Origin of the sequence: Streptomyces sp. NPDC102437 (assembly GCF_044765565.1) — a bacterium.
In the GTDB taxonomy this organism is placed as follows: Bacteria; Actinomycetota; Actinomycetes; order Streptomycetales; family Streptomycetaceae; genus Streptomyces.
The window spans coordinates 157,605-175,256 of sequence record NZ_JBIWKI010000006.1 but is presented as its reverse complement, the minus strand read 5'-3'; the positions used below and the strand labels follow the sequence as shown (position 1 = coordinate 175,256).

Annotated in this window: 15 protein-coding genes and 1 pseudogene; 6 read left to right on the top strand and 10 right to left on the bottom strand. The window is 71.2% G+C overall.

Annotation, left to right across the window (positions count from 1 at the left end; all coding sequences use genetic code 11):
* Window positions 1-42: 42 nt before the first annotated feature.
* A complete protein-coding gene (locus tag ACIRJP_RS10510) occupies window positions 43-657 on the bottom strand; it encodes a flavin reductase family protein (RefSeq protein ID WP_404171148.1) in 615 nt (204 codons plus the stop codon).
* A gap of 174 nt (window positions 658-831) precedes the next feature.
* Between ACIRJP_RS10510 and ACIRJP_RS10505 the strand changes: the two are divergent.
* Window positions 832-1,461, top strand: a pseudogene (locus tag ACIRJP_RS10505) (phosphatase PAP2 family protein); the annotation flags it as partial.
* 87 nt (window positions 1,462-1,548) lie between these two features.
* Here the strand turns inward: ACIRJP_RS10505 and ACIRJP_RS10500 are convergent.
* Together ACIRJP_RS10500 and ACIRJP_RS10495 are read right to left on the bottom strand one after the other, a co-directional pair.
* Entirely contained in the window at window positions 1,549-2,235 is a 687-nt protein-coding gene (locus ACIRJP_RS10500) for a response regulator transcription factor (RefSeq protein ID WP_356089491.1), read from the bottom strand.
* A gap of 86 nt (window positions 2,236-2,321) precedes the next feature.
* A complete protein-coding gene (locus ACIRJP_RS10495; protein WP_404170834.1) occupies window positions 2,322-3,764 on the bottom strand; it encodes a sensor histidine kinase in 1,443 nt (480 codons plus the stop codon).
* Window positions 3,765-3,912: 148 nt separating this feature from the next.
* On the opposite strand from ACIRJP_RS10495, the gene ACIRJP_RS10490 reads away from it, so the two are divergent.
* On the top strand, window positions 3,913-4,731 hold the full coding sequence (locus ACIRJP_RS10490) for an SDR family NAD(P)-dependent oxidoreductase (RefSeq protein WP_404170831.1): 819 nt from the start codon (window positions 3,913-3,915) through the stop codon (window positions 4,729-4,731).
* A gap of 160 nt (window positions 4,732-4,891) precedes the next feature.
* Here the strand turns inward: ACIRJP_RS10490 and ACIRJP_RS10485 are convergent, their stop codons facing one another.
* Together ACIRJP_RS10485 and ACIRJP_RS10480 are read right to left on the bottom strand one after the other, a co-directional pair.
* Window positions 4,892-5,740 (bottom strand): enoyl-CoA hydratase/isomerase family protein, encoded by an 849-nt coding sequence (locus ACIRJP_RS10485; RefSeq protein WP_404170828.1) that lies wholly within the window; start codon window positions 5,738-5,740, stop codon window positions 4,892-4,894.
* 157 nt (window positions 5,741-5,897) lie between these two features.
* Window positions 5,898-8,129, bottom strand: a complete 2,232-nt coding sequence (locus tag ACIRJP_RS10480) for an acetate--CoA ligase family protein (protein ID WP_404170825.1) — start codon at window positions 8,127-8,129, stop codon at window positions 5,898-5,900.
* Between the two features lie 249 nt (window positions 8,130-8,378).
* Between ACIRJP_RS10480 and ACIRJP_RS10475 the strand changes: the two genes are divergently transcribed.
* On the top strand, window positions 8,379-9,734 hold the full coding sequence (locus ACIRJP_RS10475; protein ID WP_404170822.1) for a hypothetical protein: 1,356 nt from the start codon (window positions 8,379-8,381) through the stop codon (window positions 9,732-9,734).
* A 78-nt stretch (window positions 9,735-9,812) separates the two neighbouring features.
* Here the strand turns inward: ACIRJP_RS10475 and ACIRJP_RS10470 are convergent, their stop codons facing one another.
* Genes ACIRJP_RS10470 through ACIRJP_RS10460 form a run of 3 tightly spaced genes read right to left on the bottom strand, consistent with a single transcriptional unit; the run spans window position 9,813 to window position 11,148 of the window.
* Window positions 9,813-10,022 carry a DUF397 domain-containing protein gene (locus ACIRJP_RS10470; protein WP_404170819.1) on the bottom strand — a complete coding sequence of 70 codons (210 nt, stop codon included), beginning with the start codon at window positions 10,020-10,022 and terminating at the stop codon, window positions 9,813-9,815.
* 41 nt (window positions 10,023-10,063) lie between these two features.
* Entirely contained in the window at window positions 10,064-10,273 is a 210-nt protein-coding gene (locus ACIRJP_RS10465) for a DUF397 domain-containing protein (protein ID WP_404170816.1), read from the bottom strand.
* The gene (locus tag ACIRJP_RS10460; RefSeq protein ID WP_404171145.1) at window positions 10,270-11,148 is read right to left on the bottom strand and encodes a helix-turn-helix domain-containing protein; all 879 of its coding nucleotides are present in this window, start codon (window positions 11,146-11,148) and stop codon (window positions 10,270-10,272) included. Before ACIRJP_RS10460 ends, ACIRJP_RS10465 begins: the two co-directional genes overlap by 4 nt.
* A 163-nt stretch (window positions 11,149-11,311) precedes the next feature.
* On the opposite strand from ACIRJP_RS10460, the gene ACIRJP_RS10455 reads away from it, so the two are divergent.
* The 3 genes from ACIRJP_RS10455 to ACIRJP_RS10445 all read left to right on the top strand — a co-directional run bounded on the left by ACIRJP_RS10455 (window position 11,312) and on the right by ACIRJP_RS10445 (window position 13,731).
* A complete protein-coding gene (locus ACIRJP_RS10455; protein WP_404170813.1) occupies window positions 11,312-11,749 on the top strand; it encodes an ATP-binding protein in 438 nt (145 codons plus the stop codon).
* Window positions 11,750-12,062: 313 nt separating this feature from the next.
* A complete protein-coding gene (locus ACIRJP_RS10450) occupies window positions 12,063-13,094 on the top strand; it encodes a helix-turn-helix domain-containing protein (protein WP_404170810.1) in 1,032 nt (343 codons plus the stop codon).
* Window positions 13,095-13,143: 49 nt separating this feature from the next.
* Window positions 13,144-13,731, top strand: coding sequence for a Uma2 family endonuclease (locus ACIRJP_RS10445; protein ID WP_404170807.1), 588 nt, complete (start codon window positions 13,144-13,146; stop codon window positions 13,729-13,731).
* A gap of 71 nt (window positions 13,732-13,802) precedes the next feature.
* On the opposite strand, the gene ACIRJP_RS10440 is transcribed toward ACIRJP_RS10445, so the two are convergent.
* Window positions 13,803-14,990: a flavin-containing monooxygenase gene (locus ACIRJP_RS10440; RefSeq protein WP_404170804.1), complete on the bottom strand. Its 1,188-nt coding sequence runs from the start codon at window positions 14,988-14,990 to the stop codon at window positions 13,803-13,805.
* Window positions 14,991-15,253: 263 nt separating this feature from the next.
* Window positions 15,254-17,464, bottom strand: coding sequence for a GH92 family glycosyl hydrolase (locus ACIRJP_RS10435; protein ID WP_404170801.1), 2,211 nt, complete (start codon window positions 17,462-17,464; stop codon window positions 15,254-15,256).
* Window positions 17,465-17,652 lie beyond the last annotated feature (188 nt).

The window sequence follows — 17,652 nt, the reverse complement described above, 5'->3', positions numbered from 1 at the left end:
CCGAGGCGCCGGCGTACCCGCCGATCCGTCCTTGGCGCGTGCTCACCCGTCGAGCGGCCCGAACCGTCCGAACGTCCCCCGGTGGAACAGCAGCGGATCGGCGCCGTCCGCCGCTCCCATCGCCGCCACCCGGCCGACGACGATCAGATGGTCGCCTCCGGTGTGGACCGCCTGTATGCGGCAGTCGATCCAGGCCGGTACGGAGTCCAGCAGCGGTGACCCGGTCGCCGGGGCGGCCTCGTACGCCACCCCCGCGAACTTGTCCGCGCCGCTCACCGCGAAGCTCCGGCACAGCTCGCCCTGGCCCGCGCCGAGGATGTTGACGCAGAAGGCCCCGGCGCGCGCGATGCGCGGCCAGGTCGTCGACGTACGGGCGACCATGAACGTGACCAGCGGCGGGTCGAGTGAGAGCGAGGCGAACGACTGGCAGGCGAAGCCCGCCGGGCCCTCCTCGTCGTCCGGGTCGTGTGCGGTGACGATGGTGACGCCGCTGGCGAAGTGCCCCAGTACGCGGCGGAATTCGCCCGGGTCGACGGGCGGCCGCTCCCCGTCGGCCACGGCTCGCAGATGCGGGCGCGGCAGTGCGTCGACCGGTGCCGGCCCTGCGGTGGTGGCGGCGCCGACGGACCTGAGGTACCGGACGGCGATGGCGGCCATGCCTGCGTGTCCCATCACCCTTCGATTAGAGCTGACGCCCCATCAGATTGGAAGGGTCGCGGACCGGCAGCTTGGACCTGCCGGTGCGGCAGGGACCACCCCTGACGATCGTCGGGGGTGGTCCCTGCCGTTCGGCCCGGGTCCGCGGCCCCGCCGCTTTCTAGGTTCACGTCCATGTTCAAGTTCAGGTTCAAGAGACGAGAAACCGGAAGCGGAACCCGGGCCGGGGCGGGGACGGGTACCGGGCGGCCCCTGCTCGCCTGCGTCGTGCTGGCCTCGGGAGCGGCGGCCGTCATGGCGCTCGCCCCGGGCGGCCTGGGCACGGCCCGTGCCGTGGAGGTGACGGACGGCGCATCGGCGTCCGTCTACCGGTCGGTGACCCGGGCGGTGGCCGACGGGCCCTCCTGGGCGGGCCCCCTGTTGGAGGCGGCCACCGACGGCACCCTGGTGGTCCTCGGCCTGCTGCTGGCGTGGGTCTGGTGGAGCGCCGTACGACGCGGGGACACCCGGGTCTCCGCGGGCACGGTGCTCACCGGCATCGGCACCGTGGCGGCGTACGCGGTCAGCGAGGCGGCGAAACTGGTGGTGGACGAGGAACGCCCCTGCCGGGCCCTGCGCTCCATCGCGGAGACGGCCGCGGAGTGCCCGCCGCCCGGCGACTGGTCCTTCCCGAGCAATCACGCCACCCTCGCCGCCGGCCTCGCCGTGGGCCTCGCAGTGCTGCGCCCGCGCCTCGCCGCCGTCACCCTGTCGGTGGGCGCGGCGGCGGCGCTGCTGCGGGTCGCGGTGGGGGCGCACTATCCGCACGACGTGCTGGCCGGCGCGGTCCTCGGGGCCTCGGTGGTGGCGGCCGTACTCCTCGCTTTCCTGCCGCTCGCCCGGCGTGCGGCGTCAGCGGTCGAGCGGCGGCTGCGCGGGCGCGACGATTCCGGCCTCGTGGGCGACGACGGCCGCGGCGGCCCGGTTGTCCACGCCCAGCCGGGCCAGGATGGAGCTCACGTGCGCCTTGACCGTCCCTTCCACCAGGTGCAGGCGCCGGGCGATCTGCCCGTTGGACAGCCCGCTGCCGAGGAAGGCCAGTACGTCGCGTTCCCGCCCGGTGAGCGCGCCGACCCGTTCCCGGGCGGCGGCGCGGCGGCCGGCCAGGGCGCCCGCGCCCGTCGCCGAGAGATGGGCGACGACCCGCGCCGCGACCTTCGGTGACAGATAGGCGGCCCCGTCGGCCACCGCGCGGACCCCCGCGATCAGCTCCTCGGGCTCGCCCGACTTGATCAGGAAACCGGCGGCGCCGCCTCCCAGCGCCTGGAGGATGTAGTCGTCCTCTCCGAAGGTCGTGAGCATCACGACGCCCGTCTCCGGCACGGTGCGCCGGATCTCGGCCGCCGCCTCGATGCCGTTCGTCCCGGGCATCCGGATGTCGAGCACGGCGACGGCCGGGCGGTGGCGGCGTACCAGCTCCACGGCGTCGCGCCCGTCGGCGGCCTCGGCGACGACGTCGATGTCCGGATCGGTGGAGAGCACGGAGCGCACCCCCGCGCGGATCATCGGCTCGTCGTCCGCGATCAGCACCCGGATCACCGCCCGCTCACCCTTCCTGTCGTGTGTGGCGCCTGTTGTGTGTGGCGCGCTCGCGGCATCAGCGCTTCCCGAGGCATCAACCGGACTCACGGCGTCAGCGCCTCCTTGGACATCAGCCGGCCGTCCCGGAAACAGAGCCGGTAGGCGTCCCCGGACCGGTCGTCGAAGCGGTCCGCCGTCATCGCGTAGTACCGGCATGTGATGCCCTCTCCCTTCGGTTCCCCGGCCACCGGCCGCTGGGTGGTCTCGCGGTCGGGCAGCAGCCGCCCGACGCTCTCCCGATCCTGTCCCACCCGCAGCCGGGCGTAGTCGCCCGGGTCCAGCACGGACAGCCGGGCCGAGCGGATGTCCCAGGCCATCAGCGCCGCACTCAGCACCGCCCACGCCACCAGGGGCAGCACGACCGCGACGGCCAGCGCCCGGCGGGCGCGGCTGCGGGCGTGCCGGTGCTCGGGGGGCAGGGCCGGGGGAGCGGGCCTCGGTGCGGCGGGCGGCCGGTGGGCGGGCGGGGCGTGCGGTATCCGCGCGGTGACCGCGAAGCCGCCCGCGTACCGGCCGTGGGTGAAGGTGCCGCCGGTCAGCCGGACCCGTTCGTCGAGCCCGATCAGGCCCCGACCGGTGCCCGGTACGTCCTCGGCGCGGGCCGGTGCGGGGGCGGGCCCGTTCTCGACCCGTACGGTCGTCTCTTCGGCCGTGTGCGTCACCCGTACGTCCACCGGCGCGCGCGGCGCGTGTTTGGCCGCGTTGGTCAGGGCCTCCTGGACCACTCGGTGAGCGGCGCGCGAGGCCGACGGGGGCAGGGCGCCGGCGTCCCCCTCGACCCGCAGGGTCACCGCGAGCCCCGCGGCCGCGGCCTCCTCGACCAGCTGGGGAATGCCCGTGCCGGGCGGCTGCGGCGGCCCGTCGTCCGCCTCCTCGCGCAGCAGGCCGATCACCTCGCCGAGCCGCTCCACGGACGCCGCCGCGCGCGCCCGGATCTCCCCGGCCGCGGCCCGGTGCGCCTCGTCGAGTCCGGGGGCCAGCTTGAGGGCGCCGGCCGACAGGGCGATGAGACTGAGGTCGTGCCCGAGGACGTCGTGCATGTCCTGGGCGATCCTGGCCCGCTCGCGGGACCGGGCCTGCTCGGCGACGAGCCGCTGTTCGCGCTCCAGCCGGTCCGCCCGCTCCCAGCCCGCCCGGACGAGCTCCTGGTACTGGCGCCAGAACCGCCCCGCGAACCACGGCAGCATCGCGGCCACCGCCACCACCGCGACGAACCGCCCCGCCATCAGCAGCCAGGAGGGCACCAGCGCCACCGCCACCACTCCGCAGGCCACCACCGCCACGAGCACGAGGACCGGGGGCCCGGCCCTCCCCGGCTCCCGGCCCGCGAAGAACGCCGCCGCGGCGGCGGGCAGCGCCCACCACGGGCTGACCGCGCTCAGCCCGACACAGACCGCCGCACCGACGACCAAAAGATTCCCCGGGGCGACGAGGGCCCGCCGGACCGCACCGCTCAGCATCAGGCTCTTCACCCTCAAGCTCTTCACCGGACGACCGTACGCAGCCGAGGAGCGCCCCCGGCACTGCCGAAAGTCACCGTTGCCCAAATTCCCTGGCGCCGGCCAGGCAGAGACGGCTACGGTCACTCACGAGACGGGGTGTTCGTCTCGTTGCCGGACGAAGGAGTCGGATTCCGTGCCGAGCGCCAGGACTTGGTTCATTACCGGCGCTTCCCGTGGCCTGGGACGCGCCTTCGCCGAGGCCGCACTGTCCACCGGAGACCGGGTGGTTGCAGCCGCCCGCGACATCGGCCCGCTCGCCGACCTGGCGGAGAAGTACCCGGTCGCACTCCTGCGGCTCTCCCTCGACGTCTCCGACCGCGAGGCCGTGTTCGAGACCGTGAAACGTGCGGCGACGGCCTTCGACGGCCTGGACGTCGTCGTCAACAACGCCGGCGGTCTGCTGTACGGAATGGTCGAGGAGGCCACCGAGAAACAGATCCGCGACCACCTCGACGTCAACTTCTTCGGCGCGGTCTGGGTCGCCCAGGCCGTGATCCCCCAGCTGCGAGCCCGGGGCGGACGCCTCCTTCAGATCACGTCGATGGGCACCGGCGGCGGCATGGCCTCCGTCGGGTTCTACGGAGCCGGGAAGGCGGCGCTCGACTCGCTCAGCGAGGCGCTGGCGATGGAGGTCGAGCAGTTCGGGATCAAGGTCACCGTCGTGCAGATGGGCGGCTACGCCACGGGCCTGTTCACCTCCGGCACCACCGCGACCGCACCCGACCCCGCCTACGACGAGTTGCGCACCCGATTGACGGAGATGTGGGGCGACGACGCAGGCCCGGACCCGAGCGAGGCGGCCCCCGCACTCCTGGAACTGGCCGCCCTGCCCGACCCGCCGCGCCGCCTGATCCTCGGCGACCGGTCGTTCGACATGGTCCTGGAGATGGGCCGCGCCCGCGAGGAGCAGTACCGCGCCTGGGAATCCCTCAGCCGCATGGCACCGGGCTGAGCACCCCGACGGCTACCGCAGCCGGTTGCGGACCGCTGCTCCGGGTGACCCGAGCGGCCGAGCGGGTCGAGTCGAGGAGGTGGAGCGGGGCGCGGACACCAGAGCCCTGTCACCCGCGTGACCCGGACGACCCGGACAGAGAAGACGCCCCAGACACCGCCTAGATCCCCCGGTACTTCGGCGCTCTCCGCTCCACGAAGCTCGCCACGCCCTCGTTGGCGTCCTGCGTCGTCATGTTGATCTCCTGGGCCGTGGCTTCGGCGGCGAACGCCGTCGACCGGTCGGCGTCCAGCGACGCGTTGACGAGCTGCTTGGTCAGGGCGATCGACCGGGTCGGCCCCTCGGCCAGCCGATGCGCCCACTCCCGCGCCGTCGCCGCCAGCTCCTCGTCCGGCACGACCCGGTTGACCAGCCCAAGGCGTTCCGCCTCCGCCGCCGGGAGCGAGTCGCCGAAGAACATCAGCTCCTTGGCGCGCTGCGGGCCGATCAGCCTCGGCAGCAGATACGCACCGCCGCCGTCGGGCACGAGGCCGCGCCGTACGAACACCTCGATGAACTTCGCCGATCCGGCGGCCAGCACCAGATCGCAGGCGAACGCGAGATGGGCGCCGATGCCGGCCGCCGTGCCGTTGACGGCCGCGATGACTGGCTTCTCGCAGTCCAGGACCGCGGCGATCAGACGCTGCGCGCCGAGGCGGATCGTACGGGCCACATCGCCCGGTACTCGCTCGCCGGTCGCCGGGGCGCCGCGCAGGTCGGCGCCCGCGCAGAAACCGCGGCCGGTGGCAGTGAGGACGACGGCCCGGACCGCCGGGTCGGCGGAGGCCTCGGCGAGCAGGCCGATGACGCGCTCCCGCTGCTCCCAGGTGACGGCGTTCATCGCTTCGGGGCGGTTGAGCGTGATCCACGAGACGCCGTTGTCAGTGGCGTGGAGTACCAATGAATGGAGCGGGTCGGCCGACTTGGCGGACTCGGCGGACTCGGTGATGTCTTCGGGGGAGGACGGCATGGGGCAGCTCCTGGGTGGGCGTGGTGGCGGTCGGGAAGGCGGGCGATTCGAGAGATTTGGCCGGTCCGACGGGTCCGACGGGTCCGACGGGTCCGACCGGGCCGGTCGATTCGGTCGATGGTGCCTGCGGTGGCGGGGCCGACGCGGGAAGGACCGGTCAGCGGCAGACGGCGAGCGCGTCCAGTGCCACCGCGCCCTGCCCCCGCCCGAGCACCATCAGCGGGTTGATGTCCAGTTCGGCGAGGTCGTCGCCCAGTTCCAGCGCCATCCGCTGCACCCGCAGCACGACCTCGACGAGCGCGTCCACATCCACCGGCGGACCACCGCGCACACCCTCCAGCAGGGCCCGGCCGCGCAGTTCGGCCAGCATCGACCGCGCCTGATCCTCGCCGAACGGCGGCACCCGTACCGCCGCGTCGTGCAGCACCTCGACGAGTACGCCCCCGAGCCCGACCGTCACCGTCGGCCCGAACAGCGCGTCCTGGGTTACGCCGACCATCATCTCGACGCCCCGCTCGACCATCTGGCAGACCAGGATCCCGTCCAGCTCGATGCCCTCGAACCGCGCGATGTCGGTCAGTTCGCGATACGCGTCCCGCACCTGGCTCGCGGAGGTGAGCCCGACCTTGACCAGGCCCAGTTCGGTCTTGTGGGCGAGCCGGGCGCCCGACGCCTTCATGACGACCGGGTAGCCGACCAGTGCCGCGGCCCGGACGGACGCCGCCGCGCTGGTCACCAACTGCTCGCGCGGCACGCGGATCCCGTACGCCCGCAGCAGCTGCTTCGCCGCGTGCTCGCTCAACTGCTGGCCCGGACGCATCAGTGCCTGCGCCTTGCGGAACGAGGGCGAGGGCGTGCGCGGCGCCTCGTCGAAGGGGGAGCGGTAGGAAGCGGCGAACCGGTGGTGGTCCAGGTAGGCCTTCACGGCGGTGATGCAGTTGCCGAAGGTACGGAAGGTGGCGACGCGGGACGAGCCGAGCAGCGTCGTGCGGTACGCCTCCTCCGTGCCGACGGGCGAGCCCCACACCACGCACACCAGCTTGTCCGTGGCCTCCGCCGCGTCCACCAGGTCCTGCGCGAGCTTGTCGCTCATCGGCGGGAAGGGGCCGGTGATCGGACAGATCAGCACCCCGACGTCGGGGTCGGCGAGTATCGCGTCGATGATCTTCCGGCCGCGCCAGTCGCCGACCGGATGCCCGCCGTTGTCGACCGGGTTCGCCACGTTCAGATAGCCGGGGATCCACTCGTGCAGCTCGCGCTGCTTCGTTTCGGACAGGGTGGGCAGGCTCAGCCCCGCGCCGGTCGCCAGGTCCGAGAAGTGCGCGCCCGTGCCGCCCGAGATCGAATACACGACGACCCCCTCGGCCTGCGGCTTCCGGGCCCGCGCGAGCAGCGCCGCGGTGTCCTGGAGTTCGTCGAGTCCGTCAACCCGGATCACGCCGAACTGCCGCATTGCCGCGTCCACCACCTGGTCGGCGCCGGTCAGCTTGCCGGTGTGTGACGCGGCCATCCTGGCCCCCGTCTCGGTACGCCCCACCTTGACCGCCACGACCGGGACCCCGGCCCGCGCGGCCCGGTCCGCGGCCAGCAGGAAGGAGCGCCCGTCCTTGAGCCCCTCCACGTAGCAGGCGATGGCCCCGACCTCGGGGCGCTGAGAGAAGTACGAGATGAAGTCGGCGGTCTCCAGATCCGCCTCGTTGCCCGTGGGCGCCCAGTGCGAGAGCCGCACACCCAGCTCCTGAAGGGTGTAGACGGGGCGGCCCTGGTGGCCGGACTGGGTGATCAGCGCGATGGCCGGCCCGTCCAGATCGTCCCGGAACTCCTCGAAGGCGTTGAGGTTGGTGTTCGGCCCGAGCAGCCGCAGCCCGGACCGTTCCACCGCGGCGGCCAGCCGTGCCTGGGCGGTGGCGCCCTCCTCGCCGGTCTCGGCGAACCCGGAGGCGAAGGCGACGGCGAACCGCACCTTGGCCTGGGCGAGTTCCTCGATCACCGGGAGCGGGTCGCCGACCAGCAGCACGGCCAGATCCACCTGCTCCGGCAGCTCCGCGACGGAAGGAGAACAGGCCAGCCCGAACACGGATTTCCGGGTGGGGTGCACGGGATAAAGCCGTGCCCCGACCCGCTCGGCCCAGCGGATCAGCTGCCGGGTGATGCCGGTGTTGGGCCGTCCCTCGGTGTCGGACGCGCCGACGACGGCCACGGACCCGGGCCGGAAGAACCGGTCCAGATCCGGTACGGCCGCGTACAACGGTCGGCCGCTGACGTCCAGCACGCCTTCCGTCGCGGCGGCGACCGTCATGCTGTGGACGGCGGCATGCGGCTCTTCGCCGCAGGCCACCACCCTGGCGCGGAAGTCGGTGGTGAGGGTGCCGTGAGTCGATCCAAGCATCGTTCCGCCCACTCCTGCTCGGGGTCCGTCGGGGTGATCGTGCCGGGCCAGCCAAAAGCTGACGCTCTGTCAGGTTACTGAACTGACGGCTCGTCAGGAATGGGTGTGCAGGCAAAGCCTGAGAGAGGGAGGAGACATAGGCCGGAGCCGTACAACCTCCGGGTGATCTTGAAGGTCCAACGGTCGGACCGGACACACCGGCCGCCGTACGCCATCCATCACCATCCATGGCTCACCCCTGGGAGAAACATGAGACCCGTCTCCGCCCGGCGCACCGTGCGCCTCGGTGTCTGTGTCGCCGCAGCCGCCGGACTGCTGACCGCCGGACTCGCGGCTCCCGCGTTCGCCGAGGAGCAGACCGATCAGCTCTGGATACAGGCCCCCAGCGAGCAGAAACTGACGCCCGGCGGCAGCACGTCGGAGGGCAGTCCGCTGGACATCGGGCTCTATCACGACAACGACAACTTCGCCGTCACCGACGGCCGGCTCTCGGTCGACATCTCCGGTGTCGCCGGGGTGGCCGATGTGACCTGGCCCGACAACTGCGCCCCGACCGGGACCACAGCCGTGTGCACCGTCCCCGAGGTCCCCGTCATCGGTGAGTCCTACAGCCCGCAGGTCCACCTCACGGTCCGCGCCGCCGACGGCGCCGAGCCCGGGGCCCAGGGGCGGATCACCTACGCCGCCGTGGCCACCGGCGGCCCCGACGGCACGCTGGAAGCCCCGCTCGATTCGTTCGACACCGCGGTCTCGGTCGGTTCGGCCCCCGACCTGTCCCTCGGGGAGATCGCGCCGGTGAAGAACCTCCAGCCGGGCACCGCCCGGACCGTACCGTTCGCGGTGACCAACAAGGGCAGCGAGCGGTCCGAGGGCCTCACCGCCACCTTCACCGCTTCGTACGGGCTCGACTTCCTCACCAAGTACACCGAGTGCGCCTACAGCACGACCGGCGGCGACTACGCCCCGATGTCCCAGGCCACCTGCTCCTTCGACCAGGTCATCGAGCCGGGCGACTCCTTCACCCTGCCGACGCCGCTGCGGGTCGCCCTCGCCGCGCACGCGTACACCGAGCGGCTGGACATCAGCGTCGAGCCCGGCAACGGAACGGCCGACCTCTCGGACGAGGACAACTACACCATCGCCGCGTTCGGCGCGGTGAACACGGCGGACTTCGCGGCACAGGGCGCCCAGGTCACGGGCGGCGTCGGCGAGACCGTCACCGCCGAGCTCGGCTTCCGCAACAACGGCCCCGCCTGGATCGGCAACCTCGGCTCCGGCGACCCGGTCGCGGCCGTCGACTTCACCGTCCCCGAGGGCGTCACCGTCACCAACGCCCCCGCCGACTGCGAGCCGCGCACCCTGAGCGGCGGCTACTACCCGCAGCGGACCGGCGCACCGCGTTACAGCTGCGAGATGCCGTACTGGGCGCTGCCGGACACGACGCGTTCCCTCCCGTTCCAGCTGCGCATCGACCGCGTCGTCCCCGGCGCGACCGGCCGCGTCACGCTCACCACCGGCGGCTCCAGCCCCGCGACCTTCCCCTTCGACCCGCAGTCGGCCAACAACACGGCCCAGCTCGTACTGAACGCCACGCCCACGGCCTGACCGGGCCCCCGAAACGCCTGCGCGGGGCGCGGCCGGATCTCCAGGCCGCGCCCCGCGCGGGGCGGTTGCTGATGCCGGTCAGCGCGAAGACGCGTAGCTCACGAACTCTGCCCATGCCGCGAACGTGACAGTGAACGGGGGAAGTGTCACGTTCTTCGAGTCGCGGACGTGGGCGGTGCCCGGAGCGGTCGCGACCTCGATGCAGTCGCTGGGGTTGCTGCTGTCGCTGTAGGTGCTCTTGAACCACTTCAGCTCGGAAGTGTCCCCGGCAGAGGGCTTGTGGATCACGTCTCTCCCATCACTTGCGTCACGGGCACGGACGGTGTCGGTCAGTTCGTGGATGCGTAGTTCACGAAGTCGGTCCACGCCACGGACGTGACGGCGAATCGGGGGCCCGGAACGCTCTTCGAGTCGCGGACGTGGACCACTCCTGGAGTGGTCGCCACCTCGACGCAGGAGTCACCTTCGCTACTGCTGCTGTAGCTGCTCTTGAACCACTTCAGTTCGGAAGCATCCCCGGCAGAGGGCTTGCGGATCATGTCTCTCCCAGCACTTGCTCGATGAAGGCCAGAGACTCTCGCGGCGAGAGAGCCTGAGCCCGGATCATCCCATAGCGCAGTTCAAGGATCCTGAGCTGTTTTGGATCGGAGACCGGGCGGCCGTTGAGGGCCCCGTCTGACCGTCCCACCGCCGTGCCGTCCCCGAACTTCAGTACCTCGATCGCACCGCCCATCCCTGCGTGGTCCTCGCGGTTGGTAGGCATGACCTGGACTTCGACATGCCTCAACCGGCTCAAATCCAAAAGACGTTCCAGCTGTTGCCGCAACCCCGTCATGCCTCCGATGGGGCGCCTAAGCGTCACTTCCTCCTGGACGAAGCTGAGCGCAGGCGCAGGAGTCCTCCCGAAGACGGACTGCCTGGCAATGCGCGCGGCCAGAGCCGTCTCCACCTCGTCCACCGAGTACGAGGGCCTCCTCATCTCGAACAAGGCGCGCGCGTACTCGGGCGTCTGCAGAAGCCCGTGGATGTTGTGGTTGCTGCACAGCCCGATCTCAACCGCCCGCTTCTCCAGATTGGTCAGCTGACGAACCTTCTTCGGGTACCGGGCCACCGCCACGTCCTTCTTCATCGCGGAGAGCTTTCCGCCCGCGCTCAGTACCTCGTCCGCTCCGTCCAGGAACTCCGGCCGGGGGATGCGGCGGCCGCCCTCCACTTTGTAGACCTGGTCCTCCCCGTACCCGATCGCCTTGCCGAACTCACAGGCGCGCAGGCCGGCCGACTCCCGCCATGCCTTGATCTGACGGCCCACCGCAGCGAGCACGGCCAGGCCCGACTCGTCATCGGGGTCGACGTCCCAGCCGGGCTCGTCCGTTCCTCCGGCAGCGTGTTCCGTACCGGTCTCATCCACGCTCATGCGTGCCCCATTTCTGCTGTGCGTGCCGTTCTTCCTCAACCCCTTCTGTCCCCGGCCCGTCACTACGGACAGCCAGGACAGCACTGGACAAGCCCGGGACAATGGCCGTACGCAACGGCTTTGTCACTGTTCACGGTAGGCAGGCCCGACCACGCTGAGTGATGTGAATCGAGAAATCGCTCAAATTCAACTCGCCGCCCCCAACCGAGCGTTCGCCGTGCTGCTCTCGCCCACGCGCCGAGGTGCCCGTCTCGCCCGGCTGCTGGCAACGGCGCATCTGGGGGACTGGGGGATCGCCTGCGAACCGGCCGCGCACATCGTCGCCGAACTGGCTGCCAATGCCACGGTCCACGGCCGAGTGGTCGGCCGGGACTTCCGGCTGGGCCTCGCGGTGCACGGTGACGCGCTGTTGCGGATCGAGGTGAGCGACGCCCGGGGCGAGCGCCTTCCGCCCGGTCCCGGCGCGACCGCCGTCCCCGCCGACGACGCCGAGCACGGGCGCGGTCTGCTCATCGTCGAGGCGCTCGCGGACCGTTGGGGTGTCGTTCCCGGTCCGTTCCCGCGCAAGACGATCTGGGCCGAAATCGACCTCGCGCGGTGACTGTCCCCACCGGATCGCGGCAGTCGCGACCCGGTGGACCACGATTCGGGGAACGGCGAGGCGGCGGGCCGCGACGTGGCGCACCGCGACGCGGTCGCGCACGACGTCAAAAGAACCAAGAACCGGGGAGAAAACCCTTCCCGACCAAACCCGACCCCCCGTCACTCGCAAGGGTGACGTTCCCCAACTCGGCTGGATGTCGGAACGGTTGGCTGGCATATGCTCGCCACACAACCCCAGACACGCGACGGCCCTCGGCCAGGACGGCAATCCTGAACGAGGGCCTGACCAACGAGGAAGAAGCACCTTCCTGATGGATACCCCGCAGATTATCGCGCCCTCGCGCGCCCCGTCATCCGGTGTCGTACACAGCAACACCCGGCACACCAGCCGCTTCACGGTCGTCGGCAACCACCTCACCCAGCACAACGAGCTGTCCCTCACCGCGATCGGCCTCGCCGCCCACATCCAGTCGCTGCCCGCCGGAGCCAGGATCGGCATCAAGCACCTCGCCGAACGCTTCCCGGAGAGCGAGACCCGCATTGCCGCCGCCCTGCGCGAGCTGGAGGCCCACGGCTACCTGAAGCGCACCCGCGAGCGCCTCCCCAGCGGCCGGGTAGTCACGCGCACGGTCTCGTACAACCAGCCCGTCGCCGGTGCGGCCCCCGCCGGAGCGGCAGAACCGCAGCCGGAGCCAAGGCCGCGGCCGCAGCCGAGACAGCAGCCGGTGCCGCAGCCGCGGACACGGCCGCAGCAGAACCAACAACAGAGGCAACAGCCGCAGCCGCAGCCGCAACCCAGGCCCGTTCGCCCCGTTCCCCAGGCCCCCGCTCCCGGGACCCCGGCCCCCGAGGCCCCGGACCCCGCGCCTCTGCCTCGGCCGGAAACAGACAAACTCGCCCCCGCCTCCGAGCCCGTCTCCATCCCCGTACCGACTCGCCCGTCGCTCCCCAGGCCGCAGGTCCATGACCTCGACCGCCATCGCACGGCCCTCGATCTCCTGGCGGATCTGCGACGCCATGAACCCCGGCTGCTGCTCGGCGAGGCGGACATCCACCGGCTGGCCCCCGCCGTCGCCGCCTGGTTCGAACGCGACGCTCACCCCGATGCCGTACGCCGCACTCTCGTCGCTGACCTGCCCGAACCGCTGACCCGCCCGGCGGGCCTCATCGCCCACCGCCTCACCACACTCCTGCCGCCACCCCTGCCCACCGCCGCCCCGGCCGAGGAAGCCGCGCCGCGCCATGACCCCCTGCAGAACTGCGACGGCTGCGACCGGGCCTTCCGGGCTCCGGAGCCGGGCCACTGCCGCGAGTGCCGAACCGACCTGAAGGAGGCCGCCTAGCATGAACGTGACGACCCTTGCCCCCGGGCGCAGACGAGGAGCGCATGCCATGGCCAACGCCCCGGACCACGTACAGCGGGACTCGGCCCACTACCGGGCCATGCGCAACATCGTCGAGCAGATGCAGGACGACGCTCCCGGAAAGTTCGAGATCACCCGAGAAGGAATCGTCCACGACATGATGGCGCCTGCCGGACTCCACGAACTGACAGCACTCCGTGTGCGGAAGCGCCTGGAGAAGGTGATGCCGGAAGAGCTGGTGGCCCACACCGGGACTCCCGACGTGGAGAACGCGGCTCACGGCATCATGCGGCACCCCGATGTCATGGTGATCGCCGAGGCCGACATGGAGATCGACTGCTCCTTCGACGCCCGTACGCTCATCGCCGCCGTCGAAATCGTCTCCCGGTCCAATCCGGACAACGACTGGGTGAGCAAGCTGCGGGACTACCCACTGCTCGGCGTCCCCATCTACGGGATCTTCGATCCCCGTACGGGCACGGGTGCCGTCCTCTCCGAGATCCACGCGACGCCGGAAGGCCCGCGTTACGCGATCCGCAAGGATTTCGTGTACGGCGAGGACGTCACCATCGGCGAGTGGACGATCTCGACCGAAGGGTTGCCGCTGTACGGCTGACGCCCGTGCTTCTGCCGCTGTGCGCCGGGCGCCCGTGCGTCTGCCGGTGCACGCCGGGTGCCCGCCCGGCCTCAACCCCTGCGTGCCACCCTCTTCGCGATCTTCCGTGCGTCCAGGGCCAGTTCGCGCAGCATGCCGCTGATCGGGTTGGTGAAGCCGGTGAAGTACAGACCGGGGGCCTGCTTGGGGGTGCGGGCGCCGTGGACCACCGGCCGGCCCCGGGCGTCCAGTACGCCGAGATGGCCGACCAGCCCCTCCAGGGCACGCCGGTAGCCGGTCGCCGCGATCACCGCGTCCGGGGTGATCCGCTCGCCGTCGGCCAGTACCACCGCGTCCCCGTCGAACGACTCGACGGCCGCCACCGGTACCACCCGGCCGCGCTTCACCGCGTCGATCAGTCCCACGTCCTGCACCGGGATCGCGCCGTCCTTGACCCGTGAGTACAGACCGGTGTCGGGGCGGGGGAGGCCCTGCGCGGAGAGGTCGGGCACGGCGGCCCTGGCCATCAGGCGCCCGGCCCGGTCGACCAGCCGGACCGGCAGCCTGCGTACCAGGATGCCGGTCAACTGCGCGGGCCAGCCCGCCGTCGAGCGGCGCACGATGTGCGGCACGGTGCGCACGGCGATCCGCACCCGGGACGCCCCGCCCTCGACCAGGTCGACGGCGATCTCCGCGCCCGTGTTGCCGATGCCGACGACCAGGACGTCCTTGCCCGCGTACGGGGCGGGGTTGCGGTAGTCGCAGGCGTGGACCAGATCGCCGGTGAAGGTGTCGAGGCCGGGCCAGTCGGGGACGCGCGGGGTGTGGTTGAAGCCGGTGGCGACGACGACCGCCCGGCCGGTCAGCACCCGTCCGCCGGTCGCGGTCAGTTGCCAGTCCCTGCCGTCCGGGGCGCGGTCGATCCGTGACACCTCGACGCCCGTCACCACTTCCAGCTCATGGTGCTCGGCGTACTTGTCCAGATAGCGCACCACGTCGTCCCGGGACACCCAGCGGCCGAACCGGCGCGGCATCGCGAGCCCCGGCAGCGCGGACCGGCTCCGGGTCGTGTGGAGGTGCAGCCGGTCGTAATGACGGCGCCAGGACGCGCCCACGGCTCCGGACTTCTCCAGCACGACCGCCCGTACGCCCTGCTCGCGCAGGGCCGCCGCGGCCGCGAGACCGCCCGGACCGCCGCCGACCACGTAGACGGGGCGGCCCTCGGTGAGGCCGGTGGGGGCCGATATGGGGGTACCGGCGGTAAGTGCGCTGTCGGACATGGTTCGGAGCGTAATCGCGCACCCGGTTGATGGGTCTCGGTCAAGACCGAAATCGATTGCGAATTGATCACGCGTGCAAGCCGACTGGCGGATCTCGCCCGGTCGGACGACGCGAGGATGTCAGTGGTGGGCGACATGGAATCTGTCAGCGCCGAAACGCCCCCGGCGCGGGCTTGCGCCAGGGGCGGTCCGGTGTGGCCAGGAACTGCTGACACAGTGGGCTTTTGCCTCGGGGCTGTCGGGGCCGCCGACGGCGGGTTGCGTCAGCGCGTGGCCACTCCCCGCGGCGGCGTCGGCGAGGCGCCCCAGCTCTGGGGTGTGTCACTCATCGCGAAGCGGAGCTGACCGCCCCGCAGCAGGTCGGAGTGGCGCAGCGTCGGCGTGGTGATGGCGCGGCCGTTCAGGGACAGGGACTGGACGTACTGCTTCGTCGCCGCTCCCGAGGCGCTGATCACCAGCGGGCGGGACGCGGCCGGCAGGCGCACTTCCGCCCGGTCGAAGAAAGGGCTGCCCACCGCGTACGTCGCCGATGCGGGGTTGACCGGGTAGAGGCCCAGCGAGGAGAGCACGTACCAGGCGGACATCTGTCCGCAGTCGTCGTTGCCGCTGAGTCCGTCCGTGCGGTTCGCGTAGTTCGCCGCGGCGATGCGGCGCACCATCTCCTGTGTCTTCCACGGCCGGCCCGCGTCGTTGTAGAGGTAGGCGGAGTGGTGGCTGGGTTCGTTGGTGTGGTTGTTGTGGCCGCCGTCGAAGTAGCGGTCCAGCCACGACGCGAACTTCTCCTTGCCGCCCATCAGGTCCATCAGCCCCGGGACGTCGTGCAGGACGTCGAGCGTGTACACCCACCGGTCGCCCTCGGTCCAGCCGCCCAAGGCCCACCAGCCGTTGCGGAAGCGGGCCTGCATGAAGCCGGTGGCGGGGTTGTACAACTTCTTGTAATTGGCGCTGCGCTTCAGGAACATCTCCGCGTCGTCGGTCTTGCCGACCGCCTTGGCGACCTGCGCGACCGCCCAGTCCTCGTGGGCGTAGTCCAGCGTGCGGGACGCGGATTCCGCCGTATGTTCCGCCGCGACCCAGCCGTTCTGCTTGTAGTAGGTCAGGCCCGCCCGCGCTTCCACCGGAGTGCCCTCCTGGCGGTCGTAGTAGAGCAGTTCGGTGTCCTTGTCCGGCGGGGTCATCGCGTCCTTGTACACCGCTTCGTACGCGAGCTTGCGGTCGAAGCCGGTGAAGCCCTTGGCGATGGCCTCCGCGATCACCGAGTCCGCGTTGCTGCCGACCATGATGTTGGTCTCGGTGATGTTCTTCCACATCGGCAGCCAGCCGCCCTCCTGGTAGTCGTGCAGCATCGAGGTGACCATGCCGTCGATCCGCTCGGGGGCGAAGAGCGTCAGGAACGCGTTCTCGGCGCGGTAGGTGTCCCACAGCGAGTAGCCGGTGTAGCTGACACCGGTGTGGACCTTGTCGTCGTACGCGCTGTAGTAGCGGCCCTGTTCGGAGTTCTCCGACGGGTACTGCAGGGCGTGGTACATCGATGTGTAGAAGAGCGCCTGCTGGTCGGCGGTCGCGCCGCGCAGGCGGACCTGATCCAGCTTCTGGTTCCACTGCGTGCGGGTCTTTCCGGCGGTCTTCTCGAAGGACTGGTCGTCCGGCGCCTCGGCGGCCAGGTTCGCGCGGGCCTGCTGCAGTGAGATGAACGACGTCGCGATCCGTACCTGGACCGTCCGGGTGCCGGCCGGGAACCGTACATACGCGGACACATCGCCGTCGGTGCGGTCGCTTCGGCCCTCGTGCAGCGTCGCACCGGTGGCCGTGCCGTAGCTGTCGAAGCCGGTGTCGAACCGGGCGACGAAGTACCCCTTGAAGTTCGGCGCCCTGAACGGCCCGAGGTTGCCGTCCTGGCGGTCGGGGTTGTAGCCGGTGACCTCCCGGGCGGCGGGATCGACGTGCACGTTGCCGGTGACGCCCGCGCGGGTGGCCTGCACGACGAAGTGGGTGTCCACACCCTGCGGATACGTCGTACGCAGCAGGCCGACGCGGGATGTCGCGGTCATCTCCGTCTTCAGCGCCCGCCCCTCTCCGGCCTGCATCTGAACCGAGTACCGGTCCGGTGCGGCGTGCTCGTCGGCATGGCTGAACGGCAGTGCCCGGTCATCGGCCGACGTCTTGACCGGCCCCACCCCGGGCATCCCCGCCACGTAACCGGAATCGCCCATCCAGATCGCCGGCTGGTGGGTGCCGATGAAGCCGCTGATCTTCGTGTCGTCGTAGTGGTACGGCGTCCGGCTGACGTAGTTCTGCCGGGTCATCGGCGACCAGCGGGTCATGGCGAACGGCGGGGCGGTGCTCGGGATCATCCCGCCGTACTCGGTGGCGCTCCGGCCCGACGTCCCGATGAACGGGTTGACCAGGTCCACGGTGGACCGCCCGGACTCCGCCCAGCCGGTGGCCGTGAACGGTGGTACGAACCCCGCCACCAATGCCGTCGCGATGACAAAGGCCCACACTGTGGTCGCCGATCGCTGACACCAAAGACGCAGGGCTCCGGGAACACCGGGCGCCGGGGATCTGCCGTTGTACATACTGGCTACCTCCACAGGTGACATCGTTGTCAATGGCCCGTGGAGTCTGGCGTACGGGCCTTTGACACACAAGACCCCGGGGC

What these genes read in the sequence shown, in the direction of transcription:
- ACIRJP_RS10510 (WP_404171148.1), bottom strand. Translation starts at nt 657, where the DNA reads ATGGCCGCCATCGCCGTCCGGTACCTCAGGTCCGTCGGCGCCGCCACC.
- ACIRJP_RS10485 (WP_404170828.1), bottom strand. Translation starts at nt 5,740, where the DNA reads ATGCCGTCCTCCCCCGAAGACATCACCGAGTCCGCCGAGTCCGCCAAG.
- ACIRJP_RS10480 (WP_404170825.1), bottom strand. Translation starts at nt 8,129, where the DNA reads ATGCTTGGATCGACTCACGGCACCCTCACCACCGACTTCCGCGCCAGG.
- ACIRJP_RS10475 (WP_404170822.1), top strand. Translation starts at nt 8,379, where the DNA reads ATGAGACCCGTCTCCGCCCGGCGCACCGTGCGCCTCGGTGTCTGTGTC.
- ACIRJP_RS10465 (WP_404170816.1), bottom strand. Translation starts at nt 10,273, where the DNA reads ATGATCCGCAAGCCCTCTGCCGGGGATGCTTCCGAACTGAAGTGGTTC.
- ACIRJP_RS10460 (WP_404171145.1), bottom strand. Translation starts at nt 11,148, where the DNA reads ATGAGCGTGGATGAGACCGGTACGGAACACGCTGCCGGAGGAACGGAC.
- ACIRJP_RS10450 (WP_404170810.1), top strand. Translation starts at nt 12,063, where the DNA reads ATGGATACCCCGCAGATTATCGCGCCCTCGCGCGCCCCGTCATCCGGT.
- ACIRJP_RS10445 (WP_404170807.1), top strand. Translation starts at nt 13,144, where the DNA reads ATGGCCAACGCCCCGGACCACGTACAGCGGGACTCGGCCCACTACCGG.
- ACIRJP_RS10440 (WP_404170804.1), bottom strand. Translation starts at nt 14,990, where the DNA reads ATGTCCGACAGCGCACTTACCGCCGGTACCCCCATATCGGCCCCCACC.